Annotated in this window: 21 protein-coding genes and 5 tRNA genes; 17 read left to right on the forward strand and 9 right to left on the reverse strand. The window is 72.1% G+C overall.

What is annotated here, in order from left to right; all coding sequences use genetic code 11:
• Nucleotides 1-13 precede the first annotated feature (13 nt).
• Nucleotides 14-517 carry a GNAT family N-acetyltransferase gene (locus tag ACIP63_RS31915; RefSeq protein WP_401522718.1) on the forward strand — a complete coding sequence of 168 codons (504 nt, stop codon included), beginning with the start codon at nucleotides 14-16 and terminating at the stop codon, nucleotides 515-517.
• Nucleotides 518-550: 33 nt separating this feature from the next.
• On the opposite strand, the gene ACIP63_RS31920 is transcribed toward ACIP63_RS31915, so the two are convergent.
• Together ACIP63_RS31920 and ACIP63_RS31925 are read right to left on the reverse strand one after the other, a co-directional pair.
• The gene (locus tag ACIP63_RS31920) at nucleotides 551-1,012 is read right to left on the reverse strand and encodes a hypothetical protein (RefSeq protein WP_401522721.1); all 462 of its coding nucleotides are present in this window, start codon (nucleotides 1,010-1,012) and stop codon (nucleotides 551-553) included.
• A 2-nt stretch (nucleotides 1,013-1,014) separates the two neighbouring features.
• A complete protein-coding gene (locus tag ACIP63_RS31925; RefSeq protein ID WP_103516013.1) occupies nucleotides 1,015-1,374 on the reverse strand; it encodes a hypothetical protein in 360 nt (119 codons plus the stop codon).
• A 575-nt stretch (nucleotides 1,375-1,949) separates the two neighbouring features.
• On the opposite strand from ACIP63_RS31925, the gene ACIP63_RS31930 reads away from it, so the two are divergent.
• The 8 genes from ACIP63_RS31930 (at nucleotide 1,950) to ACIP63_RS31965 (ending at nucleotide 12,795) form a co-directional block, all read left to right on the forward strand.
• Nucleotides 1,950-3,008, forward strand: a complete 1,059-nt coding sequence (locus tag ACIP63_RS31930; RefSeq protein WP_401522724.1) for a methionine ABC transporter ATP-binding protein — start codon at nucleotides 1,950-1,952, stop codon at nucleotides 3,006-3,008.
• Complete coding sequence (locus tag ACIP63_RS31935; protein WP_104790347.1) at nucleotides 3,005-3,676, forward strand: methionine ABC transporter permease; 672 nt, start codon at nucleotides 3,005-3,007, stop codon at nucleotides 3,674-3,676. The genes ACIP63_RS31930 and ACIP63_RS31935 overlap by 4 nt, the downstream gene beginning before the upstream one ends.
• 66 nt (nucleotides 3,677-3,742) lie before the next feature.
• Nucleotides 3,743-4,609: a MetQ/NlpA family ABC transporter substrate-binding protein gene (locus ACIP63_RS31940; protein ID WP_401522726.1), complete on the forward strand. Its 867-nt coding sequence runs from the start codon at nucleotides 3,743-3,745 to the stop codon at nucleotides 4,607-4,609.
• A gap of 142 nt (nucleotides 4,610-4,751) precedes the next feature.
• Complete coding sequence (locus tag ACIP63_RS31945; protein WP_104790349.1) at nucleotides 4,752-5,390, forward strand: GNAT family N-acetyltransferase; 639 nt, start codon at nucleotides 4,752-4,754, stop codon at nucleotides 5,388-5,390.
• A 145-nt stretch (nucleotides 5,391-5,535) separates the two neighbouring features.
• Entirely contained in the window at nucleotides 5,536-6,750 is a 1,215-nt protein-coding gene (gene cbiE, locus ACIP63_RS31950; protein WP_401522729.1) for a precorrin-6y C5,15-methyltransferase (decarboxylating) subunit CbiE, read from the forward strand.
• Nucleotides 6,751-7,082: 332 nt separating this feature from the next.
• Nucleotides 7,083-10,409: a nicotinate-nucleotide--dimethylbenzimidazole phosphoribosyltransferase gene (gene cobT / locus ACIP63_RS31955; RefSeq protein ID WP_401522732.1), complete on the forward strand. Its 3,327-nt coding sequence runs from the start codon at nucleotides 7,083-7,085 to the stop codon at nucleotides 10,407-10,409.
• Between the two features lie 246 nt (nucleotides 10,410-10,655).
• Entirely contained in the window at nucleotides 10,656-11,909 is a 1,254-nt protein-coding gene (cobA, locus tag ACIP63_RS31960; protein WP_401522735.1) for a uroporphyrinogen-III C-methyltransferase, read from the forward strand.
• Between the two features lie 61 nt (nucleotides 11,910-11,970).
• Nucleotides 11,971-12,795, forward strand: a complete 825-nt coding sequence (locus tag ACIP63_RS31965) for a TrmH family RNA methyltransferase (RefSeq protein WP_401522738.1) — start codon at nucleotides 11,971-11,973, stop codon at nucleotides 12,793-12,795.
• Here ACIP63_RS31965 and ACIP63_RS31970 read toward each other — a convergent pair.
• Nucleotides 12,768-14,117: a serine/threonine-protein kinase gene (locus ACIP63_RS31970; protein ID WP_401522741.1), complete on the reverse strand. Its 1,350-nt coding sequence runs from the start codon at nucleotides 14,115-14,117 to the stop codon at nucleotides 12,768-12,770. The two genes, ACIP63_RS31965 and ACIP63_RS31970, sit on opposite strands and share 28 nt — an antisense overlap.
• Nucleotides 14,118-14,322: 205 nt before the next feature.
• On the opposite strand from ACIP63_RS31970, the gene ACIP63_RS31975 reads away from it, so the two are divergent.
• The 5 genes from ACIP63_RS31975 to ACIP63_RS31995 all read left to right on the forward strand — a co-directional run bounded on the left by ACIP63_RS31975 (nucleotide 14,323) and on the right by ACIP63_RS31995 (nucleotide 18,191).
• On the forward strand, nucleotides 14,323-14,568 hold the full coding sequence (locus ACIP63_RS31975) for a hypothetical protein (RefSeq protein WP_401522744.1): 246 nt from the start codon (nucleotides 14,323-14,325) through the stop codon (nucleotides 14,566-14,568).
• 361 nt (nucleotides 14,569-14,929) lie between these two features.
• The gene (locus tag ACIP63_RS31980; protein WP_401522746.1) at nucleotides 14,930-15,136 is read left to right on the forward strand and encodes a hypothetical protein; all 207 of its coding nucleotides are present in this window, start codon (nucleotides 14,930-14,932) and stop codon (nucleotides 15,134-15,136) included.
• A 242-nt stretch (nucleotides 15,137-15,378) separates the two neighbouring features.
• Complete coding sequence (locus ACIP63_RS31985) at nucleotides 15,379-16,341, forward strand: aminoglycoside phosphotransferase family protein (RefSeq protein ID WP_401522749.1); 963 nt, start codon at nucleotides 15,379-15,381, stop codon at nucleotides 16,339-16,341.
• A 63-nt stretch (nucleotides 16,342-16,404) separates the two neighbouring features.
• On the forward strand, nucleotides 16,405-16,713 hold the full coding sequence (locus tag ACIP63_RS31990; protein WP_401522752.1) for a zf-TFIIB domain-containing protein: 309 nt from the start codon (nucleotides 16,405-16,407) through the stop codon (nucleotides 16,711-16,713).
• Nucleotides 16,714-16,841: 128 nt separating this feature from the next.
• Nucleotides 16,842-18,191 (forward strand): OFA family MFS transporter, encoded by a 1,350-nt coding sequence (locus tag ACIP63_RS31995; protein WP_401522755.1) that lies wholly within the window; start codon nucleotides 16,842-16,844, stop codon nucleotides 18,189-18,191.
• Between the two features lie 152 nt (nucleotides 18,192-18,343).
• On the opposite strand, the gene ACIP63_RS32000 is transcribed toward ACIP63_RS31995, so the two are convergent.
• From ACIP63_RS32000 to ACIP63_RS32020, 5 genes are all read right to left on the reverse strand, one after another.
• Nucleotides 18,344-18,418 (reverse strand) — tRNA-Val (locus tag ACIP63_RS32000).
• Between the two features lie 23 nt (nucleotides 18,419-18,441).
• Nucleotides 18,442-18,513: transfer RNA gene (locus ACIP63_RS32005), tRNA-Val, on the reverse strand.
• Nucleotides 18,514-18,532: 19 nt separating this feature from the next.
• Nucleotides 18,533-18,604, reverse strand: a tRNA-Val gene (locus ACIP63_RS32010).
• A 1-nt stretch (nucleotide 18,605) separates the two neighbouring features.
• A tRNA-Cys gene (locus ACIP63_RS32015) sits at nucleotides 18,606-18,679 on the reverse strand.
• A gap of 37 nt (nucleotides 18,680-18,716) precedes the next feature.
• Nucleotides 18,717-18,789, reverse strand: a tRNA-Gly gene (locus ACIP63_RS32020).
• A 144-nt stretch (nucleotides 18,790-18,933) separates the two neighbouring features.
• Between ACIP63_RS32020 and ACIP63_RS32025 the strand changes: the two genes are divergently transcribed.
• From ACIP63_RS32025 to ACIP63_RS32035, 3 genes are all read left to right on the forward strand, one after another.
• The gene (locus tag ACIP63_RS32025; RefSeq protein ID WP_401522758.1) at nucleotides 18,934-19,989 is read left to right on the forward strand and encodes a chorismate-binding protein; all 1,056 of its coding nucleotides are present in this window, start codon (nucleotides 18,934-18,936) and stop codon (nucleotides 19,987-19,989) included.
• Nucleotides 19,986-20,807, forward strand: coding sequence for an aminotransferase class IV (locus tag ACIP63_RS32030; protein ID WP_401522760.1), 822 nt, complete (start codon nucleotides 19,986-19,988; stop codon nucleotides 20,805-20,807). The genes ACIP63_RS32025 and ACIP63_RS32030 overlap by 4 nt, the downstream gene beginning before the upstream one ends.
• A 71-nt stretch (nucleotides 20,808-20,878) precedes the next feature.
• A complete protein-coding gene (locus ACIP63_RS32035) occupies nucleotides 20,879-21,715 on the forward strand; it encodes a GNAT family N-acetyltransferase (RefSeq protein WP_401522763.1) in 837 nt (278 codons plus the stop codon).
• Between the two features lie 28 nt (nucleotides 21,716-21,743).
• On the opposite strand, the gene ACIP63_RS32040 is transcribed toward ACIP63_RS32035, so the two are convergent.
• Nucleotides 21,744-22,259, reverse strand: coding sequence for a DsbA family protein (locus tag ACIP63_RS32040; RefSeq protein ID WP_401522766.1), 516 nt, complete (start codon nucleotides 22,257-22,259; stop codon nucleotides 21,744-21,746).
• Nucleotides 22,260-22,261: the final 2 nt, after the last annotated feature.

Below are 22,261 nucleotides of genomic sequence, written 5' to 3' on the forward strand. Positions count from 1 at the left end.
GAGGCATGCACACATGGGCATGAGCGTGACCATCTCGGCGGCGACGGCACAGGACGTCGAGCAGATCTTCAGACTCCAGTACCTCTGTTTCCAGAGCGAGGCGGAGCTCTACGGCAACTACCGGATCGACCCACTCGTCCAGACGCTCGACTCGGTGCGGGACGAACTCGCCACGGACCTGGTGTTCGTGGCCCGGCTCGGCGACGAAGTCGTCGGTTCGGTACGCGGCTTCACCGACGCCGACGGCGCCGGCCGGATCGGCAAGCTCTGCGTCCACCCCCGGCTCCGTAACCACGGCCTCGGCACCCGTCTCCTGCGGGCCGCGGAATCCGGCCTGGCCGACGGGCGTTCGGCCACCCGCTTCCGGCTGCACACGGGGGAGCGCAGCGAAGGCAACCTGCGGCTCTACCGCAAGGCGGGCTATGCCCAGGTGGGCAACACCACCGGAGGCGACGGCGTCCGGATGGTCCTGCTGGAGAAGGACGCCACCGCCCCCGCCTATGTGACCAGTGCCTGAACGAAGCGCCTGACGGCTCCCGTACGTCCCGCCTCAGGCGATACGCGCGCGGCGCAGCCAGATCATCCCGGTGACCGGCAGGATCACCGGGATGAGCAGGTAGCCCATGCCGAATCCCGACCACACCGTGCTGTCCGGGAAGGCGGACGGCTCCAGGAGCGTCCAGGTGCCGACGACCAGCACACCGGCGAGCTCGGCGGCGCAGCACACCAGCGCCGCCCTGCGTGCCTTCTCCCCACCCCGCACCAGCGAGTACGTGATGAAGCCGTACACGACGGCGGCGACCGCCGAGAGGACGTACGCGAGCGGCGCCTTGCCGAAGTCCAGGATCATCTCGACGACGGAGCGGGACGCGGCGGCCACGGTGAACACCCCGTAGAACCAGACCAGTACCCGCCCCGGCCCGGTGCCGAGGTCGAACTGCTGCTTCTGCTGCGGGGCGTTCGGCTGCGGGGCCGGGGACGCGGGCTTCCCCGTGCGGTCGGTGTCGCTCAAGGTCAGTTTCCCCAGATGTCGTAGAGCCGTACTTCGAGGACGGCAAGCACGACCGCGCCGGCCGCCACCGTCACCGAGCCCCAGCGGGTCCGCTCCGACAGCGACAGGAAGCCCGCCGCGGGCACGGCCGCGAACGCGCCGATCAGATAGGCGATGAAGATCGTCATGCCCTGGTCGGGCCGCTCGCCGCGCGCCAGCTGCACGATTCCCACGAGCAGCTGCGCCAGCGCCAGCACGGACACGACGGCCATGCCGATGAAGTGCCAGTCCTTCGTGGGCTGGTCCCGGTAGGCGGCGAATCCGCACCAGGCGGCGAGGGCGAGCGCGGTCACGGCGACCGCGACCGTCAGGGCGTCGAGCATGAAGTGAGGGTATTACGGACGGGCCGGGCCGCCGCGTGCGGGCCCGGACGCCCACCGGGTACGGGCGGTCGTGGGGAAGCGTGGCCTTTGCCACAGGGTGCGCACAGCATGATCGCGCCGCCGGCGGTACGGCACGTGGCGCTGCTCACGTTTCCCCAGGTCAGGGCGGTGTGTGCGACGCTCCCGGCTACAAGGGACACGTATCCACGGCCGTCCGCTATACGGACACGGGGGATCGCCGGAACGTTACGTCTGTTTTACTTGGGCCATGACCACGACGAGCTACCGCAGCCCTGCGACCGAGGCGATCCCGACGCCCGGTGCTCGTTGTATGTGTCGAATGCGCGCCTTCTGAGGGTCCCCGCCCGAGCCTCGCGCCCCGAAGCGAGACCGCGCCCGTGCCGTCCGCACCCAGCGGATCGAGCCGGCCCGCCCATGCCCCGCGCCCAGCGGCTCCGCCGCGGCCGGGCCATGCGGAGACTCCCACCGGTCGACCACCGAGAACAGTCTCATCCAGCTGAATGCCCCGTGCCCGGCGGACACCGCGCCGTGCACTCGACAGTGACGGAAACCCTGTGATCACCACTTCGGGCCTCACGAAGGTCTACCAGTCACGCGGCCGGGAGGTCACCGCCCTGGACGGCGTGGACCTGCACGTCCGCGAAGGCGAGGTCTACGGCGTCATCGGACAGAGCGGCGCCGGCAAGTCCTCCCTCATCCGCTGCGTCAACCTCCTCGAACGCCCCACCTCGGGCACCGTGACGGTCGCCGGACAGGACCTCACCGCCCTCGCCGGCCGCGGCCGCCGCGCCGGCAAGGAGCTCCGCCGGGCGCGCAACCGCATCGGCATGGTCTTCCAGCACTTCAACCTGCTGGACTCGCGTACCGTCCGCGACAACGTCGAGCTCCCCCTGGAGATCCTCGGGATCTCCGGACAGGAACGCACCCGCAAGGCGCTCGAACTCCTCGACCTCGTCGGTCTCGCCGACAAGGCGAAGGCCTACCCCGGTCAGCTGTCCGGAGGCCAGAAGCAGCGCGTCGGCATCGCCCGCGCCCTCGCGGGCGATCCGAAGGTGCTCCTCTCCGACGAGGCGACCTCCGCGCTCGACCCCGAGACCACCCGCTCCATCCTGCAGCTGCTGCGCGACCTCAACCAGGAGCTCGGCCTCACCGTCCTGCTCATCACGCACGAGATGGACGTCGTCAAGACCGTCTGCGACTCCGCCGCGCTGATGAAGCGGGGCCGCATCGTCGAGTCGGGCACCGTCGGTGAGCTGCTGTCCACCCCCGGCTCCGAGCTGGCCCACGAGCTGTTCCCCGTCGGGGGCACCGCCTCCGGCCCCGGCTCCACCGTCGTCGACGTCACCTTCCACGGCGAGGCCGCCGCCCAGCCGGTGATCTCGCAGCTCTCCCGGACGTACAACATCGACATCTCGATCCTCGGTGCCGCGATGGACACCGTCGGCGGCAAGCAGATCGGCCGCATGCGCATCGAGCTGCCCGGCCGCTTCGAGGAGAACGTCGTGCCCATCGGCTTCCTGCGCGAGCAGGGCCTCCAGGCCGAGGTCGTGGACGACGGCCCCGCCGGCGCCACCGGCATCCCCGCCGCTGTCACCAAGGAGGTGGCGAAGTGACCTGGTCCGAAATGCAGCCACTGCTCTCGCAGGGAACCATCGACACCCTCTACATGGTGCTCTGGTCCACGCTCGTCACCGTCGTCGGCGGACTGCCGCTCGGCATTCTGCTCGTCCTCACCGACAAGGGCGGACTGCTCCAGAACACGGTGGTGAACAAGGTCATCGGCGTGATCGTGAACATCGGCCGCTCGCTGCCGTTCATCATCCTGCTGATTGCCCTGATCCCCTTCACCACCTGGGTCGTCGGCACCTTCATCGGCCCGTCCGCGATGATCGTGCCGCTCGCCATCGGCGCCATCCCCTTCTTCGCGCGGCTCGTCGAGACGGCGGTGCGCGAGGTCGACCACGGGCTCGTCGAGGCCGTCCAGTCGATGGGCGGGTCCGTCCCGACGATCGTCCGCAAGGTCCTGCTGCCGCAGGCGCTGCCCTCGCTCGTCTCGGGCGTCACCACGACCGTGATCGTGCTCATCGGCTATTCCGCGATGGCGGGAGCGGTGGGCGGCGAAGGGCTCGGTTCCAAGGCCGTCACCTACGGATTCCAGCGCTTCGACAACCAGTTCATGCTCATCACCGTCGTGCTGCTGATCGTCATCGTGACCGTGGTCCAGCTGATCGGTGACGGAGCCGTACGCCTGCTCGCCCGCCGGGGCCGCACCTCCTCCTGACTTTCCTCCCCCCTGAAGCCCGAACTCCTTGTCCGGGCGCACCACCACCAGAAAGAGGCACTCTTCGTGCGTAAGAACATCAAGATCACCGCTGCCGCCGCCGCAGCCGCCGCCCTCGCCCTCGGCCTCGGCGCCTGCGGTACGGACTCCGACCCGGCCGCCAAGGGCGAGACCGGTGCCGACGCCGACACCTCCAAGGCCCTCGTCGTCGCCGCGTCCCCGACGCCGCACGCCGACATCCTGAACTACGTCAAGAAGAACCTGGCGGACAAGGCCGGTCTCAAGCTGGAGGTCAAGGAGTTCACGGACTACGTCCTGCCGAACACCGCCACCGAGAACGGCCAGGTCGACGCCAACTTCTTCCAGCACAAGCCCTACCTGGACGACTTCAACAAGAAGAACAAGACCCACATCGTCCCGGTGGTCGACGTCCACCTGGAGCCCCTCGGCCTCTACTCCAAGAAGGCCAAGGACGTGAAGGACATCAAGGCCGGCCAGACCGTCGCCGTCCCGAACGACACCACCAACGAGGGCCGCGCGCTCCAGCTCCTCGCCGAGAACGGGCTGATCACCATCAAGGCCGGCGTGGGCACCAACGCCAAGCTCAGCGACATCACGGACAAGAAGGGCCTGGAGTTCAAGGAGATCGAGGCCGCGACCGTGCCCCGTGCCCTGGACGACGTCGACGCCGCCGTCATCAACGGCAACTACGCCATCGAGGCCGACCTGAAGCCGGGTCAGGACTCCCTGGTGCTGGAGAAGGCCGACGGCAACCCGTACGCCAACTTCCTGGCGGTCAAGGACGGCAACGAGGACGACCCCCGGGTCCAGAAGCTCGCGAAGCTCCTGAACTCCGACGAGGTCAAGAAGTTCATCGAGGACACCTACAAGGGCTCCATCGTCCCCGCCTTCGGCGCGCCCGCCAAGTCCTGACACCCAGGCACCACTTGCCCCACGAGCCCCGCACGCCCGCACCAGGGTGTGCGGGGCTCCGCCGTGCGGACCCGGCCATGCACATCCACGCCCCGATGCTGCATGCTGGTGGCTTTACACGGTCTTCGGCATGGAGCTGCGCATGACTACCACCTTCCCGTCCATCTCCATCAGCACGGACAGGTTGGTGCTGCGCCCCTTCGACATGGCGGACGTCCCGGCGTACATCGAGATGATGAACGACGAGCTCGTCACCGCCTGGACCGAGGCCCCGTACCCCTACACCCAGGTCGACGCCGAACGCTGGGTCCGCAGGATCGCCCCGGCCGAACGCTCCCAGGGCAACGGCATCGTCTTCGCCGTCACCGAGTTCCTCACCCAGCGCCTCGTCGGCTCCGTGCGCCTCCTCAACACCGACCGGCGCACCCTGGCAACCGAGGTCCGCTACATCACCGCCCCCTGGGCGCGCGGCGAGGGATACGCCACCGAGTCCGTGCTGGCCCTCGCCGAGTGGCTCTTCCGCGACCAGGGCTTCGAACGGATCGAACTGCGCACCCCCGCCGGGAACACGGCCTCCCAGCAGGTCGCCCAGAAGCTGGGCTGCATCAGCGAGGGCGTCCTGCGGAACGCCCGCATAGCCAGGACCGCCACCGAGGACGGAGGCTGGGCCGACATCAGGACCGACCTCATCGTGTGGGGACTCCTGCCCGAGGACCTGGAGGGCGTCGCCGAGCAGCTGGCCGACGCGGGCGGCTACGGCACGTACGACGACTGGAACTGACCTGGGGCCTGTTCCGGACGGAAGACCCCGGCTCCCGGGGCGGGAGCCCCCGGCAGGGTGTTGGTACGGACCGGATACGCTCACCCTTGCTCCGCGCATCCCGCGGAGACACCCCGCCTGCTCACACCCCAGGAGACTGACGACGATGGCCGACCGGGTCACGGTGATCGGCTGGGACGGCTCGCCACTGACCGGCGCGGCCACAGCCGCGCTCTCGGCCGCCACGCTCGTCGCCGGCGCCGCGCACCACCTCGCGCTCCCCGAAGTGCCGGGGCGCGCGGAACGGATCCGCCTCGGCAGCGTCGACCTGGCCGCCCGCAGGATCGCCGGGCACCGGGGGAGCGCCGTGGTCCTCGCCGACGGCGACCCCGGCTTCTTCGGCGTCGTACGCACCCTGCGCAAGCCCGAACACGGGCTGGAGGTCGAGGTCGTCCCCGCCGTCTCGTCTGTCGCCACCGCCTTCGCCCGCGCCGGAATGCCGTGGGACGACGCGCAGGTCGTCGTCGCCCACCCCCGGACCCTGCGCCGCGCGGTCAACGTCATCCGCGCCCACCACAAGGTCGCCGTACTCACATCGCCCGGAGCCGGCCCGGCCGAGCTCGCGCTGCTGCTCGAGAACGTCCACCGCACCTTCGTGATCTGCGAGGAGCTCGGCACCGTACGCGAGCGGGTCACCGTCCTCACCTCCGACAAGACGGCCGACCACACCTGGCGCGACCCCAATGTCGTCATCGTCATCGGCGGCGGTCCCGAGACCACCGCCAACAGTGCCTGGATCGCCGGCCGCCGCCCCGAGGGCCCCCGCGGCTGGGCCCTGCCGCCCGCGGTGTACGGCGGCGCGGGGGAGACCGGCGAAGGGGAGTTCCCGGGGCTGCGAGCGGCCCAGCTCGCCCGCCTCGGACCGCGCACCGGCGATCTCGTCTGGGACATCGGTTCCGGCAGCGGCGCACTCGCCGTGGAAGCGGCCCGCTTCGGCGCCGCTGTGCTCGCCGTGGACAGCGATCCGGACGCCTGCGCGCGTACGGCCGCCGCCGCCCGCGCGTTCCAGGTCGGCGTCCAGGTCGTCATGGGCACCGCCCCGCACGTCCTGGAAAGCCTGCCCGAACCCGATGTCGTACGGATCGGGGGCGGCGGGGTGCCCGTGGTCACGGCGGTCGCGGACCGCCGGCCGGAACGCATCGTCACCCATGCCTCGAACCGGGACGAGGCGGAGGCGCTGGGCGCGGCGCTCGGCGAGAACGGATACACGGTCGCGTGCGCGCTGCTCCAGTCCGTCGAACTGGACACGTCCGTCTGGGCGGAGCGTGAACGCTCCGTCGTGTTCATGCTTTCCGCGGTGCGTACCGACCTCGCCCCCTGAGGTGGTCGCGGGGGAGCGCGAGGTAGGCTGACCGATTGTTGTACCGCGCCCGGCCGTTCGACGGTTCGTTCGTCAATGTCCGGAAAAGTGGACCGTTTTGGTCCGCGATGTGGTACGGCGTAACCGGGGGACGCGCAACGTGGCGCAGTCCACAGCGAGCCGAGGCAGAACTGTCTGTCGCGGCGGCGAACGGCCGCGAGAATGTATACCTCCGCGCGCGTTTCGTGCCGCGCGGGGAGCCCGCTCGTTCTTGTTGACGAGCACCGGCGTGCCGTGGTTCGGGCATCCCGGGCGAAGGGCGAAGGAGCACTGACGATGGGCGAGGGGTACGCATGACTGACACCGGCCAGATCCCGGGCGAGGGACTGCCGGAGAACGCAGGCATGGTGGAGCAGCCGGGCGTCCCCGCCCCGGACGCCTACACCTACCTCGAACCCTCCGAGCACACACCAGAGGACGACGACCTCCTTCTGATGCCCGCGTCCCAGGGCGCCTGGAGCGACGCTCCGGCCGCACCGGCGGGCGTGCCCGAGCAGTTCCCGGCGCACGACGGAGCGGTGAACGGCACCCACGGGTCCGGCGCCGACCTCAACGGCGTACGGGTCGCGGCGCACGCACCCGCGCAGGTCCCGGTCGCGGCCGCGCCGGCCCGGCGCCCGCTGCACCGCGGTCCCGCCTCCACCGAGGCGCCCTCCTACGGGGGGCCGCCGACCGGGGGAGTCGTCCGCTCGCTCGCGGACCGGGGGCCGGCCGGCCCGCAGAACCCGATGCCCGTGCGGCACGCGGGACCGCCGACGACAGGGCCCGAGTACTTCGACGTCCCGGCGGACGGCGCTTCCCTGCTGCCCGGTCCGCAGCTGGGCGAGATCCCGCCGCAGGGCGCGCCCGCGTGGGGCGCGCCGGAGCCGGCCGTGGCGCCCGAGACGCTGGTGGAGCCTCCGGTGGCGGAGCCCGTGGTGCCCGCCGAGCAGCCTGCCGAACTTGTCGAACCCGCCGAGCAGCATGCCGCGCCTGCCGAACTTGTCGAACCCGCCGAGCAGCATGCCGCGCCTGCCGAACTTGTCGAACCCGACGCGCCTGCCGAACGTGTCGAACCCGACGCGGCTGCCGCGCCTGCCGAACCGGTCGAACCCGTCGTGGCCGCCTCGCCCGCCCCGCCCGTCGCTCCCGCAGAAACGGTCGCCCCGGAGCCCGTGGCGGCCGTGATTCCGGAGACTCCCGTCGCGCCGGTGCCGGAGACGATGGAGGAGCTTCCCGCGGAGGCCCTGGCCGAGGCTCCGGCCCCCGTACCGGTCGACGCTCCCGTCGAACTGCCCGTCGAAGCCGCCGCCCCGGCTGAGCCGGTGGGGCAGTTCGTGCCCGTGGAGGGCTCCGTACCGACGGCTCCGCACCTCGCCCCGACCCCCGCGGCCGGGACCGCCGTCCCCGTCGCCGAGGCCGAGCCGGCCGCCGAACCCGCGCCCCCCGTCGCCGAGGCCGAGCCGGCCGCCGAGCCCGCGCCCCCCGTGGCGGAGCCCGCACCGGCCGTGCCCGAGGCCGTGGAGGCGCCGGAGCCGGTCGCCGTCCAGCAGCCCGAGGCCGCGCCCGAGCCCTTCGCGGAGCCCGAGCCCCTCGTCGTGCCGCAGGCCGGACCCCAGATCCTGGCCGAGCCGGAGACGGAGCCCGAGCCCGGCACCGGACCCGAGATCATCGAGACCCCCGAGGCCGAGGCCCCCGAGGCCGTGATCCCGGAGCCCGTGGTTCCGGAGACCTTGGAGCCCGAGGCCCCGGAGGCCGAGCCCCTGGCGGCCCAGGCCCCGGACCCCGTGGCCCCTGTTGAGGAAGCCCTTCAGGAGGCCCCGGCCCCCGTCGAGGCGCCGGAGGAGACCGAAGAGGCGGAGGCCGGGACAGCCCCCGCCGAGGCCGCCGCGGCCGAGGCCCCGGCCTCCCCACCCGCCCCCGGCTACGACGACGCCGAGCGCGAAGCCGTCCTGCGGGTCATGCGTGAACGCCGCGACATCCGTAACGGCTTCCGCAGCGACCCCATCCCTCACGAGGTCCTCCTCCGCGTCCTGGAGGCCGCGCACACCGCGCCGAGCGTCGGCCACTCGCAGCCCTGGGACTTCGTCGTCATCCGCTCCGCGGAGACGCGCCGCTCCATGCACGAACTGGCCCAGCGTCAGCGTGATGCGTACGCCAAGTCGCTGCCCAAGGCCCGGGCCAAGCAGTTCAAGGAACTGAAGATCGAGGCCATCCTCGACACGCCCGTGAACATCGTCGTCACCGCCGACCCCACCCGCGGCGGCCGCCACACCCTGGGGCGGCACACCCAGCCGCAGATGGCCCCGTACTCCTCGGCGCTCGCCGTGGAGAACCTGTGGCTGGCGGCCCGCGCGGAAGGGCTCGGCGTCGGCTGGGTCAGCTTCTTCGACGAGCGGGAGATGGTCCGGGCGCTCGGCCTGCCCGAACACCTCGAAGTGGTCGCCTACCTCTGCGTCGGCTACGTCGACGAATTCCCCGAGGAGCCCGAACTGATGCAGGCGGGCTGGTCCAAGCGCCGCCCGCTGTCCTGGGTCGTCCACGAGGAGACGTACGGCCGTCGCGCCCTGCCGGGCGAGGAACCGCACAACCTCCTCCAGGAGACCATCGCCGGCATCCGCCCGCTGGACGCCAAGGCGCTCGGCGAGGCATGGGAACGCCAGAAGCGGATGACGAAGCCCGCCGGCGCGCTGGGCATGCTGGAGATCATCTCCGCGCAGCTCTCCGGGCTCTCCCGGATGTGCCCCCCGCCGATCCCCGAACCCGCGGCCGTGGCGATCTTCGCAGGTGACCACGGGGTGCACGCCCAGGGCGTCACGGCGTGGCCGCAGGAGGTCACCGGCCAGATGGTCGCCAACTTCCTCGGTGGCGGCGCCGTCTGCAACGCCTTCGCCGCCCAGGTCGGCGCCGAGGTCTGCGTCGTCGACGTCGGTGTGGCGTCGGAACTCCCCGCGACGCCCGGTCTGCTGCCCAGGAAGGTCCGCGCCGGAACGGCCGACTTCACCACGGGCCCCGCCCTCACCCGCGAAGAGGTCCTCGCGGCCATCGAGGTGGGCATCGAGACCGCCCGCGACCTGGTGGCCGCAGGCAACAAGGGCCTGCTCACCGGTGAGATGGGCATCGCCAACACCACCGCGTCGGCCGCGCTGATCTGCGTCTACAGCGGCCTGGACCCGTCGGAGGTGACCGGGCGCGGCACCGGGATCAACGACGAGATGCACGCCCGCAAGGTCGACGTGGTGCGCCGCGCCCTGGACCTGCACCAGCCCGACCCGACGGACCCCATCGGCGTACTGGCCGCGGTCGGCGGCCTGGAGCACGCCGCCATGGCGGGCTTCCTGCTGGGCGGCGCCTCGCTCCGTACGCCGGTGATCCTGGACGGTGTGAGCGCCGGCGCCGCCGCGCTGGTCGCCCGGGCGATCGCCCCCGAGGCGCTCGCCGCGTGCATCGCGGGGCACCGCAGCGCGGAACCCGGCCATGTCGCCGCGCTCAACAAGCTGGGCCTGCGCCCGCTGGTCGACCTGGACCTCCGCCTCGGTGAGGGCACGGGCGCGCTGCTCGCCCTCCCCATCGTGCAGAGTGCCGCCCGTGCGATGCACGAGGTGGCGACGTTCGACTCCGCGGGCGTCACGGAGAAGTAGCCGCCGCGTGCCCGGACGCGCCCGACCGGCCCGTCCGGGCACCCACGCGGCCCCGCGCGGGCACGACCGTCCGTGCCGGGGCCTCCGGGCCCGCCGGGGGCGGCCCGCCGCACAGCCCGGGTGCCGTGCCCACCACCCCGTATCGTGGTCCCACGCGTCACCGCCTCACCCAGCCCACGTCACCGCCGCTCCACCGCCGCAGCGGCCCGCAGCACACCGCACCCTGCACGAGGAGCCCGCACGACCATGGCCGAGCATGACGATCACCCTGCCTACCCCGTCGGACTGCGCCTGAACGGGCGCCGCGTCGTCGTCGTCGGCGGTGGCCAGGTCGCGCAGCGCCGGCTGCCCGCCCTCATCGCGGCCGGGGCCGACATCACCCTGGTGTCCCCGTCGGCGACGGCGTCCGTCGAGGCGATGGCCGACACCGGTGAGATCCGCTGGGAGCGCCGCAGGTATCAGGACGGCGACCTCGCCGACACCTGGTACGCCCTCGTCGCGTCGTCCGACGCCGCCGCCAACGACGCCGCGTCCGCCGAGGCCGAGCGCACCCGCACCTGGTGCGTCCGGAGCGACGACGCGGAGGCGGCCACCGCCTGGACCCCGGCCACCGGCCGCAGCGAGGGGATCACGGTCGCCGTCCTCACCACCACCTCGCAGGGCCGGGACCCCCGGCACTCCGCCGCCGTCCGCGACGCGATCGTGGAGGGCCTGCGCGACGGCACCCTCGCCGCCCCGCACCACCGGACCCGAGCCCCCGGCGTCGCGCTGGTGGGCGGTGGCCCCGGCGACCCCGACCTGATCACGGTCCGCGGCCGCCGTCTCCTCGCCGAGGCCGACGTGGTCATCGCCGACCGCCTCGGCCCCCGCGACCTGCTCGACGAGCTCCCGCCGCACGTCGAGGTGATCGACGCCGCGAAGATCCCGTACGGCCGGTACATGGCGCAGGAGGCGATCAACCAGGCGCTGATCGACCACGCCAAGGCCGGCAGGTCCGTGGTACGCCTCAAGGGCGGCGACCCGTTCGTCTTCGGCCGTGGCATGGAGGAGGCACAGGCGCTGGCCGCCGAGGGCATCGCCTGCACGGTCGTCCCCGGCATCTCCAGCTCGATCTCCGTGCCGGGAGCGGCGGGCATCCCCGTCACCCACCGGGGCGTCGCGCACGAGTTCACGGTGGTCAGCGGCCATGTGGCACCCGACGACCCGAGGTCCCTCGTCGACTGGAAGGCGCTCGCACAGCTGCGCGGCACCCTGGTCCTCCTGATGGCCGTCGACAAGATCGGTGCCATCTCCCGCGCCCTCATCGCCCACGGCAAGGCACCCGACACCCCGGTCGCCCTGGTCCAGGAAGGAACCACGGCGGCCCAGCGCAGGGTCGACGCGACCCTCGCGGACGTCGGGGAGCGTGTCGTCACGGAAGAGGTGCGCCCCCCGGCCGTCATCGTCATCGGCGATGTCGTCGCCGTCGCCGCGGACCCGGCCGGCCGGCTCGAAGGCTGAGCGGCCGGGCCCCCCGCCGCGCTCCCGCACTCCCACACCCCCGACAAGGCAGTAGCACCCCGTGGCTGAACTCATCACCGTCGACGACCCGGACGACCCTCGCCTGGGCGACTACACAGGCCTGACCGACGTCGAGCTCCGGCGGCGGCGTGAACCCGCCGAGGGCCTCTTCATCGCCGAGGGCGAGAAGGTGATCCGGCGTGCCGGGAACGCCGGGTACGAGATGCGGTCCATGATGCTCTCCGCCAAGTGGGTCGACGTCATGCGCGACGTGATCGACGAGGCCACCGCACCGGTCTACGCGGTCACACCGGCTCTCGCCGAACGCGTCACCGGCTACCACGTGCACCGTGGGGCCCTCGCCTCCATGCAGCGCAAGCCGCTTCCCGACGTCGGCACGCTGCTGTCCCCTGAGCGGGGGGACGTGCGGCGGGTCGCCGTGTTCGAGGACATCGTCGACCACGCCAATGTCGGAGCGGCCTTCCGCAACGCCGCCGCACTCGGCGTCGACGCCGTCCTGCTCACCCCGCGCTGCGCCGACCCGTTCTACCGACGGGCGGTCAAGGTCTCCATGGGGTCCGTCTTCCACGTCCCCTGGACCCGCCTGACGTCATGGCCCGAGGACGTCGGCGTGCTGCGCGAGGCGGGCTTCACCACCGCCGCGCTCTGCCTCAGCGACACGTCGATCACCCTGGACGAACTCGTCGCGCGGCAGCACGAGAAGCTGGCGCTCGTCTTCGGCACCGAGGGCGACGGCCTCACACCCGGGGCGCTCGCCGCGGCCGACGCCCACGTGCGCATCCCGATGGATGCCGGGGTCGACTCGCTCAACGTCGCCGCGGCCTCCGCCGTCGCCTTCTACGCGACCCGGGCCGGATCCGCCTGAGCCGGAGCCGCCCCGCCCACCTGCGCGGGGCCGGCCCCGTCGTACGTCTGTGACGGCGAGCCCCCCAGGCCGCGCGCCGGGCCCTGGCAGCCCTGGGCGGCCGCGATGCCCAGCGCGACGAGCAGCGTCACCACGACGAAGACGACGAGCCGCTGGCGCAGCAGCCGCGGGTTGGCCGGCCGCCGCTTCCCGCCCTTCCCCGCCGAGGTCGTGCGGACACCGGACCTCGAGGCCTGCCTGCCGTTCGTGCCCTTGGGCCCGTGGGACTGCTGACCGGAGCGTGGGCCGCCCCGCGCCGCCCGGGACTGCGAGCCACCGGTGCGAGGGGCCGCCGGACGCGACGACGCGGGGCGCCGGCCGCCCGGCGCGCGCGACTCCTGAGCGGACCCCCCGGCCGTGTGCCGGGTCGCCTGTTCGGTGTACGGGCCCTCCATCCGGCCGGTCGGCCGGTCCAGCTCCTGCGCGCTCCGCTGGGCGGGCGGACGGCGCTCCTGCAGCCCCTGCGCCTCACGGGCGGCGATCTCCTTGAGCCGCATGGAGAGCTGCAGGGTGCTCGGCCGCTCCTCCGGGTCCTTCGCCAGACAGGCCCGTACGAGGGGGGCGAGCGCGTCGTGCACGTCGAAGAGATGCGGTTCCTCGTGCACCACGCGGTAGAGCATCACCTCGGAACTTCCGTGCCCGAAGGGCGAGTCCGCCATCGCCGCGTAGGCCAGCGTGGCGCCCAGCGAGAACACGTCCGTCGCGGGGGTCACCGCCGCACCGCGCACCTGTTCGGGCGCCAGGAAGCCCGGCGAGCCCACGGCCGTACCCACATGGGTGAGCGTGCTGGCCCCGGTCGCCCAGGCGATGCCGAAGTCGATGATCCGGGGGCCCTTGGGGGAGAGGAGGATGTTGGACGGCTTCAGGTCACGGTGGACGACACCGGCCTCGTGCACCGCCACCAGCCCCTCCGAGAGCGCCGCCCCGATCGAGGCCACCTCGGCCGCCGAGAGAGGGCCCTCCTCGACGACCTTGTCGTGCAGCGAGGGACCCGGTACGTACTGCGTCGCGAACCACGGACGGTCCGCCTCCAGATCGGCGGCCACCAGCCGGGCCGTGCAGCCGCCGCGGATCCTCCGGGCCGCGGACACCTCGCGCGCGAAACGCGAGCGGAACTCCTGGTCCTCCGCCAGATCAGGCCGGATCACCTTCAGCGCCACCCGCTGGCCCCGGCGGTCGGAACCCAGATAGACGACGCCCATGCCGCCCGCGCCCAGTCGCCGGTGCAGCCTGAACGAGCCGACGACACGCGGGTCCTCGCGCCGGAGCCGCATCATCGCCATCGTCTGCCCATCCCCGCTGCCGGTCCGCCTGACGAGGCACAGCTTACGTACCCGTGGCGCGGCGCGCTCAGAGGCCGCGCCCTCACCGGCCCATCGATTGTCAGTGCCCGGTGGGAGAATTGAGGAGTGGTCAGGGAGCCGGGGATCCAGGTTCCGTGGCCCGTGCGAGATCTCAAAGGGCCGTCGCATAAGGGGGATTGGATCAATGAAGGGCGATCGTGTGGAAATAGTCGTGGACGCGGGTGACACGACCAGGACGTACGAAGTGGTGGCCTCCAGGGCAGGCCGAAGGGTGGAGACAGCGGTCCGCCGGGGGGTGGTGGAAGTGAGTGAAGTCACCCGAAGTGGATCAGTTGTCCGTACCGCCCGGTTCATGGCGACCAGGGTGCTCGCCCTGGTGGAACAGCCGGTCCCTCGTGAGGACGCCTCCGAGCGTCCCCGCGACGCCTAGCTGTACCGCCCCGTGAGGCCGGGGAGGCGCGGCCGGCTGGTGGTCTGCCTCCGGGTGCGGTGTGTCCGCGGTGGTGAATGCCGAGGCCGGACCCTCCGGCCGGAGCGGACCCCGGGGGCCCGTCGTTCGGATCACCCGAACGACGACCCCTAGGTGCCGGGTGCCGTGGCCCTCACCGTTTCTCCACCCAGGGGAGTACACCGGGGACGGTCGGCTCATCCTCCGGGAGGCCCGGCATTCGGTACGCGGGCATGACGCCATGGGTCCTGCGTCTCCCTAATCTTGAAGTCAAGCGGCGGGCGTGGAACTCGTCCCCCGAGGCCAGACGCCCGCCGCTCCGGAACAGGTCAGGAGAGGAACCATGGCGGACACGGCCGCGCGGACGATCATCCGCACGCAGGGTCGCAGGGCGTACGCCTCGTTCGGCGTACGCCCGTCCGGTACGCGCCACCCGCTGGTGGCGACAGCCATGGTCCTTCCCCTGGCGGCCCTGCTGGTCGTCGTCTTCGGCGGCTGGGACGCAGTGGTCACACAGGCGTCGTCCGTGGGCGTGATGCTGGGGCGCTGAGCGGCGCCCCGGGTCCGGAAGAGCGGTCCGGACCGGGACATCCGGCCAACAGCCCCGTGGGGACGGGGGTGCGGCGGACGGCAGCGTTTGTCCGGCCAGCTGGGGAGCTGGCCGGACATCGCGCTGTCCGGACCCGTTCCGCCGCCGCGGCGGCCCGTCGCCCGCCACGGCGCCGGCGGCCGCGTACGATCGCCGCCGGGACCGGCCGCGGGCCGGCCGATCACCTCCGCGGGAGCCGTCCGATGACCACCACCCCTGTCGTACGCGAGCTGGGCGAGCTCGCGCACGGCAGCGCCCACGCCGGCACCACTCCGTGCGTGTGCGCGCCGCCCCAGGTGCTCGCGGACCGGCCCGACGCCACGGTGGTCCGCAGCGGCCCGCGCGTCGCCAAGGCGCACGCCCCGGACTCGGACCCCGCCGCCCTGGCGGCCCGTCTGTCCCTGGCCGCCTCGCCCCGGCTGGCGGGGATCCTGCTCCCGCCCCTGCCCGCCCCGGACGGGCCGCCGGACAGCGCCCAGGGCCGCACCGTGAGCCTCTGGCCGTACGGCTCGCCCGTCGACCCCTCGGACCCGGACGCGGCCCCCTGGGAGGAAGCCGCCGCACTGCTGGCCCGGCTGCACCGCACCCCGCCGCCCCATCCGCTCCCGCCGATGCGCGGACCCGTCAAGGCCGCCCGGGCCGTGGCGCGGATGCGCGCCGCCCGCCCCGGCGACCCGGCTGCCGGCCCCGTGCTGGCAGCCTGGCGCGGGCTGCCCGACTGGGCCCGCGCCGAGCAGCCGACGCCGGAGCACCGGGACGGCTTCCTCTGCCACGGCGATCTCCACCTCGGCCAGCTCGTGCGGCACCCCGCGCGGCGCGGCCCCTGGCTGCTGATCGACATCGACGACACGGGCCTGGGCGACCCCGCCTGGGACCTGGCGCGGCCCGCGGCCTGGTACGCCGCCGGACTGCTGCCGCCCGAGATCTGGCTGCGCTTCCTCGACGCCTACCGGGAGTCCGGCGGCCCCGCCGTACGGGCCGAAGGGGACCCGTGGCCCGAGCTGGACGTCGCGGCACGAGCGCTCACGGTGCAGACGGCAGCCCTCGCGCTCACCAAGTCCGCGGCGGAGGGCCGCAGTCCGGATGAGGTGGAACAGTTGATGATCGACGCATGTGTCCGAATTGCGTCCCTCCCGCCCGAGTTGGCGTCCGCGTACGCGTCGTAGGGTGAAGCGTGCGCCGCCGGGCATGTATCCGGCGACGCCGCCACGACCTGAGGAGTCCACCCGATGATCCAGTGCCCCAAGTGTCATGCGCAGATGAACACGTACAACCGCAACGGCGTGCAGATCGAGCAGTGCAGCGGCTGCCGCGGGATATTCCTCGACTACGGCGAGCTGGAGTCCCTGACCCGCCTGGAGTCGCAGTGGGCGCAGCAGGCCCCGCCCGCGCCGCCCGCCCCGCAGCAGGGCTACCCCGCCGCTCAGCAGCCGTACCCCGCGTCGCCGGCTCCCGCCTGGGGAGCGCCGCACCAGGGCGGTCACTACGGCGGCCACCACCGTCAGAAGAGCTTCGGCCGGATGCTGTTCAGCTCCTGACCGCGGCTTCCGAGCGGGTAGTGCCGCAGGGCGGGTCCGGGCCGAGCCCGGGCCCGCATTGCATACGGTCGACCGACTTCCTCTCATGATCTAGTCATGGCCATGGCTGATGCCTAGAGTGCGGATCCATGAACTTCCTCGACAGGTCCCGGACTGTCGCGCCCCCGGGGTGGAGCCGCTGGCTCGTACCGCCCGCCGCGCTCGCCGTGCACCTCTCCATCGGACAGGCCTACGCCTGGAGCGTGTTCAAGCCCCCGCTCGAGTCCGCTCTCGACCTCTCGGGCACCGCCAGTGCTCTCCCGTTCCAGCTGGGCATCGTCATGCTCGGCCTCTCGGCCGCGTTCGGCGGCACGCTCGTCGAGCGCAACGGCCCACGCTGGGCGATGTTCGTCTCCCTCGTCTGCTTCTCCTCCGGCTTCCTCGTCGCCGCGCTCGGCGCCTCCACCGGCCAGTACTGGCTCGTCGTCCTCGGCTACGGCTTCATCGGCGGCATCGGGCTCGGCATCGGCTACATCTCGCCGGTGTCCACCCTCATCAAGTGGTTCCCCGACCGGCCCGGCATGGCCACCGGCATCGCCATCATGGGATTCGGCGGCGGCGCCCTCATCGCCTCACCCTGGTCCACCGGGATGCTGGAGAGCTTCGGGACGGACCGGTCCGGCATCGCCACGGCCTTCCTCGTCCACGGTGTCGTCTACGCCGCCTTCATGGCACTGGGCGTCTTCCTCGTGCGGGTGCCGCCGGACGGCTGGCTCCCGGACGGCTGGGAACCGAAGCAGGAGACCCGCAGGCTCGTCACCAACGCCCAGGTCTCCGCCCGCAACGCCCTGCGCACGCCGCAGTTCTGGTGCCTGTGGGTGGTCCTCTGCATGAACGTCACGGCGGGCATCGGCATCCTCGAGAAGGCCGTGCCCATGATCCAGGACTTCTTCACGAACACCGCCACCCCGGTCTCGGTCTCCGCGGCGGCGGGCTTCGTCGCCCTGCTCTCGCTGGCCAACATGGGCGGACGCCTCCTCTGGTCCTCCACCTCGGACCTGATCGGCCGTAAGAACATGTACCGGATCTACCTCGGCGTCGGCGCGCTCATGTACGTGGTCATCGTCCAGCTGGGGGACGACTCCAAGCCGCTCTTCATCTGCTGCGCGCTGGTGATCCTCTCCTTCTACGGCGGCGGGTTCGCGACCGCGCCGGCCTATCTGAAGGATCTCTTCGGCACCTACCAGGTGGGAGCCATCCACGGCCGCCTGCTGACCGCCTGGTCCACGGCCGGCGTCCTCGGCCCGCTGATCGTCAACCGGGTCGCGGACGCGGGGGAGCGGGCAGGGCACAGCGGCCCCAGCCTCTACACGACCTCCCTGACGATCATGATCGGGCTGCTGGTCGTCGGCTTCGTCGCCAACGAATGCATACGCCCGGTCCACGCCCGCTTCCACGAGGCACCGGAAAGGAGCCCCCGTGTCCACCAGCAGTCGTAAGCCCCTCATGGCGTTCGTCTGGCTCTGGGTCGCCGTGCCGTTCGCCTACGGACTGTACGAGCTCGTCCGCAAGGCCACCCAGCTCTTCACCGGCTGAACCCCGACCGCCCACGACGAAGCCCCCGGTCGTCGAGACGACCGGGGGCTTCGGCTGGTGCGCGATACTGGGATTGAACCAGTGACCTCTTCCGTGTCAGGGAAGCGCTCTCCCGCTGAGCTAATCGCGCAGGGTGAACCTGCGTGTACTGCGTGCGCGATACTGGGATTGAACCAGTGACCTCTTCCGTGTCAGGGAAGCGCTCTCCCGCTGAGCTAATCGCGCGGGGGTCCTTGCGGACCGGTGGACGATACTGGGATTGAACCAGTGACCCCTTCCGTGTCAGGGAAGTGCTCTCCCGCTGAGCTAATCGTCCTTGGAGGTGGAGACGGGATTTGAACCCGTGTAGACGGCTTTGCAGGCCGTTGCCTCGCCTCTCGGCCACTCCACCAGGGACGGGGGTTCGGGAAGATCCCCCGTCTACTGCGAGCGGACGACCAGGTTCGAACTGGCGACCTCAACCTTGGCAAGGTTGCGCTCTACCAACTGAGCTACGTCCGCTTGTCTTTCCCGGACCGCTTGCGCGTCCCGGCGACGTGTTGAACTCTAGCGGATTCCCGGGCCAGCACAAAAACGCGTTTGCGCAGCGTGCTGCGCCACCGTCGCCCGCCGCAGGTCACCGCGTGCCGCCTTAGACTCGGTCACGTGCGCGACCTCACCCCCCTTGCCCGCTTCGGTGGCCTCGTCGCCTCCGGCCTGCTGGATGTCACCAGCGACCCAGCCGCTCTTGAATCGTCCGGTTTCTGGGCGGTATGTGTTGATTTCGAAGGCCGTCCGGTCTGTGCCCGCTTCGCCACCGTGCGGTCCGAAGAGGTCCCCCTCCCCGTGCCCGGGGCCTGGCGAGGGCCCTCCCCGGAGGAGTGGACGTCCTCACTCGACGAGCAGGCCTACATGGCCGGCGTACGACGGATCCGTGAACACATCGCGGCCGGCGAGGTCTACCAGGCCAACCTCTGCAGGGTCCTCTCCGCGCCGCTGCCCGGTCCCCGGACCGACGTGGACGCGCTCACGGCGCTGCTCGCCCGCGGCAACCCGGCGCCCTACGCGGGAACGATCCGGCTCCCGGAGCACGGTGTGGAGATCGCCACCGCTTCTCCCGAGCTCTTCCTCGCACGCGACGGCCGGACGGTCGAGTCCGGTCCGATCAAGGGCACCGGGCGCACCGAGGACGATCTGCTGGAGAAGGACCACGCGGAGAACGTCATGATCGTGGATCTGGTCCGCAACGACCTGGGCCGGGTCTGCGTACCCGGCAGCGTGAGCGTCCCCGACCTCTGCGCCATGGAGAAGCACCCCGGGCTCGTCCACCTCGTCTCCACCGTGCGCGGACGGCTCGCCGACGGCGCCGGCTGGCCGGAGCTGTTCACCGCCGCGTTCCCGCCCGGGTCCGTCACCGGCGCGCCCAAGTCCAGCGCGCTGGGGATCATCGAAGCCCTGGAGACGGCTCCCCGCGGCCCGTACTGCGGAGCGGTCGGCTGGGTGGACGCAGACCGGGGCACCGCGGAACTGGCCGTCGGCATACGGACCTTCTGGATCGACCGGACCGGGCCCGCACCCCTTCTCCGCTTCGGCACCGGAGCCGGCATCACCTGGGGATCCGACCCGGCGCGCGAATGGGCCGAGACCGAGCTCAAGGCCTCCCGGCTGCTCGCTGTAGCGTCGGGCACCCACCACGAGGAGCCAGGGAGAACCGCGTCATGAGGATCTGGGTCAACGGCGGACTGTACGACGCCGATGACGCACGGCTGTCCGTGTTCGATCACGGGCTGACCGTCGGGGACGGCATCTTCGAGACCGTCAAGGTCGCCGGGGGCCGGCCCTTCGCCCTCACCCGGCACCTCGACCGGCTGACGCGCTCGGCCAGGGGCCTGGGCCTGACGGACCCCGATCACGACGAGGTCCGCCACGCGGTGGCGGCGGTCGTCGAGGCCAATCCCGTGGAGCTCGGCCGGCTCCGGATCACCTGCACCGGCGGTCTCTCGCCGCTCGGCTCCGACCGCGGGGACGCCGGGCCCAGCCTGGTCGTCGCGCTGGGCGGGACGACACGCCGCCCCGACAGCACCGCCGTGGTGACCGTCCCCTGGACGCGCAACGAACGCGGCGCGGTGACCGGCCTCAAGACCACCTCGTACGCCGAGAACGTCGTCGCTCTCGCACGCGCCCACGAGGGGGGCGCCTCGGAGGCGCTCTTCCCCAACACGGTCGGGCAACTCTGTGAGGGCACCGGCTCCAACGTCTTCGTCGTCCTCGACGGCCGGATCCACACGCCCCCCGTCACCTCGGGATGTCTCGCGGGGATCACCCGCGCACTGACCGTGGAGTGGACGGGTGCGCAGGAGACCGACCTCCCGCTGGACGTGCTGGAGCGGGCCGACGAGATCTTCCTGACCTCCACACTCCGCGACATCCAGGCCGTCCACCGGGTCGACGCGCGGGAGCTGCCCGGCGCCCCGGGGCCCGTGACGGCGAAGGCGATGCGGGTCTTCGACGAGCGCGCGGCGGAGGATCTCGACCCGTGAGTCCGGGCGGGCACCGGAACCGGAACCGAAAAAGGGGTGACGGCCCGCCGCCCAGCGGATAGAACGACCTGATGACCACGACCATCCGGCCGGCCGAGCCGGTCCAGCAAGACGCCGACGGCGTGCGGACACGGACGTACGACGTGTGCGACAACGGGCGGCCCGTGGGCGCCGTCGCCATCTCCACCGACCCGGCGTTCGGCGCCTCGGCGGGCATACTCCGGTCGCTCGGTATCGACGAGGCGCACCGGAGGCGTGGCCGGGGCACCATCGCCGCGCTCGCCGCCGAGGAGGTGCTCCGCGGCTGGGGCTGTACGCAGGTCCGCCTGGTGGCCCCCGTGGACAACCACGCGGCCCGGGCCCTGGCGGCCGTACTCGGCTACACGGAGCGCAGCCGCAACATGCTGAAGGCCCTCCGGCGGGCCGCCCCCGCACTGCCCGGCGGGGTCACCGGACGTCCCATGACGGAGCAGGAGTACGCCGCGTGGGCGGCCACCTGCGTCGAGACGTACACGCAGGAGTGGGTGGAGCGCGGCGTCCCGGAGGAGCAGGCGCGGCGCAAGTCCGAGACGGACCACGCCACCAGTCTGCCGGACGGTCTGGCCACCCCCGGCATGTACTTCCACGTCCTCGTCCACGACGGCGCCGTCGTCGGTTATGTCTGGGTGGCGCGTCGTGACGTGCCGGACGGTGACGACCTCGGGTACGTCTTCGACGTGGAGGTGCGCGAGGAGTACCGGGGGCGCGGATACGGCCGGGCGCTGATGCACCTGGCGGAGGGCATCACGCTCGACGCCGGCCTCGGCCTCCTCGGCCTGCACGTCTTCGCGGACAACACGCCCGCGCTGCGGCTGTACGAGTCGCTCGGTTACGAGGTGACGCAGTACAACCTGGCCAAGGCGCTGTAACCGTCCGGCCGCCGGCAGCGCCGGGCTGTCAGTCCTGCCCGGCGAGCAGGCGGTCGGCGATCTCCTCGATGCGCGCGAGCAGCCCGTCCTGGCTCTTCCCGCCGTCCAGCCGCTCGTCACCGATCACGTAGGTCGGGGTCCCCGTGACGCCGATCGCCTTGCCCTCGGCCTGGTCCGCGTCCACGATCAGCAGGTGCCGGCCGTCGATCAGGGCGGTGTCGAACTCCTCGGCGTCCAGCCCCAGTTCACCCGCCACTTCGAGCAGCAGGGGCTCGCCCGCGCGTGCGAGGTCGGCGGTGCGGGCCAGGACGGCCTCGATGTACGGCCATCCCTGGCCCTGGACGACGGCCTCCTCGGCGGCCTGCGCCGCGGCGTACGCGTGCTTGTGTTTGTCCAGCGGGAAGTGGCGCAGCCGTACCTCCAGCCGGTCGCCGTAACGGGCGCGCAGGGCGTGGACGTCGGCAAGGGCCCGGTGGCAGTCGGGGCACTCGAGCTCGCACCAGAGGTCGAGGACGACCGGTGCGGCGGAGGGGGAATCGCTCATGA

This window comes from Streptomyces sp. NPDC088746 (assembly GCF_044751065.1).
In the GTDB taxonomy this organism is placed as follows: domain Bacteria; phylum Actinomycetota; class Actinomycetes; order Streptomycetales; family Streptomycetaceae; genus Streptomyces.